Origin of the sequence: Pedococcus sp. (genome assembly GCF_036554925.1) — a bacterium.
In the GTDB taxonomy this organism is placed as follows: domain Bacteria; phylum Actinomycetota; class Actinomycetes; order Actinomycetales; family Dermatophilaceae; genus Pedococcus_A.
Map to the genome: position 1 here is coordinate 1 of NZ_DATBMI010000070.1, position 2,531 is coordinate 2,531.

The window sequence follows — 2,531 nt, forward strand, 5'->3', positions numbered from 1 at the left end:
CCGCGGATCGCGCCGTTCTTGTGGCGCAGGTAGTCGACCTCGCGCGCGACGTCGTAGGTGATGCCCTTCTGGGTCGTGCCCAGCTTCTCCATGAGCGGGCCCAGCGCGCCCATCTTCTCGAAGACGGCGCCGTAGTCGCGCTCGACGACGACCAGCTTCGGCATGGTCTTCCCGGGCACCGGTTCGCACTCGCCCTTCCTCCAGTCGCGGACGCGTCCGTGCGGGGTCGCCATCGCCTCCGGGGTGTCGTGGAGGAGGGGTGCGGCGACGACGTCCTTGCGCACCCCGAGGTGCTGGGCACCCAACGGGGCGAACGCCTCGGAGATCGCCTGGAAGATGTCCCAGTCGGTCTTGGTCTGCCACGGCGGGCTGATGGCCGGGTTGAACGAGTGGATGAACGGGTGCATGTCCGTGGTGTTGATGTCGTGCTTCTCGTACCACGTGGCGGCGGGAAGGACGACGTCGCTGAAGATCGTCGAGCTCGTCATGCGGAAGTCGAGCACGCAGAGCAGGTCGAGCTTGCCCTCCGGGGCCTCCTCCCGCCAGAGGACGTCCTTCGGGCGTGCGGCCTCGGGCGTCTCACGGGCCGACAGCGAGCTGTCGGTGCCGAGCAGGTGCCTGAGGAAGTACTCGTTGCCCTTGGCGGAGGAGCCGAACAGGTTGGCCCGCCACATCATCAGCACCCGCGGCCAGTTCTCCGGCGCGTCCGGGTCCTCGACGGCGAAGCGCAGGTCGCCGCTCTGCAGCTGCTCGACGACGTACTCGCCGATCGGCTTGCCCGCCGCCTCCGCCTCGTCGGCGAGGTCGAGCGGGTTGCGGTTGAAGGTCGGGTACGACGGCATCCAGCCGAGGCGGGCCGAGAGGGCGAGCTGGTCGGCGGTGCTCATGCCGTCGAACAGGCCGGTGCCCGTGGGGGCCGCCATCAGGTCCGCCGTGTAGTGGTCGTACCGCCACTGGTCGGTGTGCAGGTACCAGTAGGCGGTCTGGATCATCTGCCGCGGTGGCCGTGACCAGTCGAGGCCGAAGGCCATCTGCGCCCAGCCGGTGATCGGACGGGCCTTCTCCTGGCCGACGTAGTGCGCCCATCCACCGCCGTTGCGGCCCTGGCAGCCGGTGATCGTCGTCAGCAGGAGCATGCAGCGGTAGATCGTGTCGGAGTGGTACCAGTGGTTGGTCCCGGCGCCGACGATGATCATCGAGCGGCCCTGGGTGTCGGCCGCGTTCTGCGCGAACTCCCGCGCGATGCGCGCCACCTTCTCGGCGGGCACGGCCGTGATCGGCTCCTGCCACGCGGGGGTGTAGAGACCCTCGACGTCGTCGTAGCCGGTGGGCCACGCGCCCGGTAGCCCCTCTCGCCCGACGCCGTACTGCGCGAGCAGCAGGTCGAAGACGGTGGTCACCGTGCGGTCACCGACCCGCCTCACCGGCACGCCCCGCTTCAGCACGGGCGCGGCATCGTCGGTGGCGTCCGCGACGTCGAAGCGCGGCAGGTCCACGAGGGTCGTGTCCTCGCGGGTGTCGAGCAGGCTGAGGGCGGGCACGACGTCGCCGAGGTCGAGGTTCCACCGTCCCGCGCCGCCCTCCCCGAACCGGTCGCCGAGGGTGCCGTTCGGCACGACGAGCTGCCCCGTGCGGCTGTCGACGAGCACGGTCTTGAACTCGGCGTTCTCGGCGGAGGCCTCGGCGCCGCCGAGGTCGGAGGCGGTGAGGAACTTGCCGGCGCGGTACGCCGTGGAGCCGTCCTTGGCGGCATACGGCTCGAGGGCCACGAGGAAAGGCAGGTCGGTGAACTTCCGCGTGTACTCCTCGAAGTACTCGACCTGCTGCTCGACGAAGAACTCCTTGAGCACCACGTGGCCCATGGCCATTGCCAGGGCGCCGTCGGTGCCCGGCGCGGCAGGCAGCCACTCGTCGGCGAACTTGACGTTGTCGGCGTAGTCGGGCGCCACGACCACGACCTTCTGACCGCGGTACCGGGCCTCGGCCATCCAGTGGGCGTCCGGGGTGCGGGTGACCGGGATGTTGGAGCCCCACATCATGAGGTAGCCCGCGTCCCACCAGTCGCCGGACTCGGGCACGTCGGTCTGGTCACCCCAGATCTGCGGCGAGGCGACCGGCAGGTCGGCGTACCAGTCGTAGAACGAGAGCATCGAGCCGCCGATGAGCGAGGTGAACCGCGCGCCCGAGGCGTGGCTGACCATCGACATGGCCGGGATGGGGGAGAAGCCCGCGACCCGGTCGGGGCCCCACTGCTTGATGGTGTGCACGTTGGCGGCCGCGACGATCTCGGCGGCCTCACCCCACGACGCGCGCACGAGGCCGCCCTTGCCACGGGCGGCCTTGTAGCGCCGGGCCTTGTCCGGGTCGTTCACGATGTCGGCCCACGCGAGCACCGGGTCACCGAGGCGCTGCTTGGCCTCGCGGTACATCTCGAGCAGGACGCCACGCACGTAGGGGTAGCGAATCCGGGTGGGGGAGTAGGTGTACCAGGAGAACGCCGCCCCCCGAGGACAGCCACGGGGCTCGTACTC

At 70.2% G+C, this 2,531-nt stretch carries 1 protein-coding gene; it reads right to left on the minus strand.

The genetic code is table 11. The features are described 5' to 3' along the window. The coding region (locus VIB11_RS06260; RefSeq protein ID WP_332029429.1) for a nitrate reductase subunit alpha at positions 1 to 2,531 on the minus strand (2,531 nt) is incomplete at both ends.